The organism is Rubrivivax albus (assembly GCF_004016515.1).
GTDB lineage: Bacteria > Pseudomonadota > Gammaproteobacteria > Burkholderiales > Burkholderiaceae_C > Rubrivivax > Rubrivivax albus.
This window is the reverse complement of the sequence record NZ_SACT01000037.1, coordinates 1-992: the sequence shown is the minus strand read 5'-3', so window position 1 is coordinate 992 and position 992 is coordinate 1. Positions and strand designations below refer to the sequence as shown.

Annotated in this window: 1 protein-coding gene and 1 pseudogene; both read left to right on the top strand. The window is 70.0% G+C overall.

Features of this window, described 5'->3' with window-relative positions:
- Positions 1 to 201, top strand: a pseudogene (locus tag ENE75_RS25575) (methyl-accepting chemotaxis protein); the annotation flags it as partial.
- Positions 202 to 254: 53 nt separating this feature from the next.
- A partial coding sequence (locus ENE75_RS24640) for a PAS domain-containing protein (protein WP_158289095.1) occupies positions 255 to 992 on the top strand: 738 nt, incomplete at its 3' end.

Genomic DNA, 992 nt, shown 5'->3' with positions numbered 1-992 from the left:
TCCGCCACCCAGCAGACCGCCAGCGCCAGCGAGGAACTCTCGGCCACCGCCGAGGAACTCTCCGCCCAGGCCGCCCAGCTGCAGGAGCTCATGGCCTTCTTCCGCCTGGCCGAGGACGGCAACAAGGTCGGCAGAGAGGATGTGACACCCGCGTCACCGCGGCACGCGCGCCGCAGTGCCGATGACGAGGTGTTCGCATGACACCTGTCGACTTGTTGCCCTGGGCAACTGCGGTCATGGCCGCTGGCGTCGCCTTGAGTCTAGGCCTACAGGGCAGGCAGCTTCGCCGGGCCCTGGACACAGCCCGCGGTGAACTGCGCGATGCGGCTCGCATCCGTTCCGCGCTCGACGCCACCTCGGTGCCCGTGCGCATCGCCGACGTCGACGGCACGGTGGTCTACGTCAACCAGGCCCTGGCCCAGGTGCTACAGCGCGACGAGGCCGCCTTCCGCCGCGAGCAGCCCGCCTTCTCCGCCGACAACGTCGTGGGTCGCTCGATCGGCTATTTCTATGCCGACCCAGAAGGCGCCGTGTCGCGGCTGAAGTCCCTGCGCACCCGCGCCTGCACCGAGCTTGTACTCGGCGGCCGCCGCTACGAAGTCATCACGACGCCGATCCTGGACGCCGAGGGGCACAACCAGGGCACGGTTGGGCAGTGGCTGGACGTGGAGCACACGCGCCGCGCCGAGGCAGGGGTGCAGGGGGCGGTGGCTGCAGCGGTAGACGGCGACCTGACCGTGCGCGTGGAAACGCGCTCGCTGAGCGGCTTCCACCAGGTGATCGGCGAGCAGCTCAACCGGCTGCTGGCCAGCTTTGGCGACACCGTGGCCGCCTTCGACACCGCCACCTCGGCGCTGGCGCTGAACAGCGCGCAGGTCTCGCAGACCTCGCAGAGCCTGGCGCACTCGGCCAGCCAGCAGGCTGCCAGCGTGGAGGAGACCACCGCCTCGCTGCAGGAGATGAACGCCTCGGTCAAGGGCAACGCCGACAAC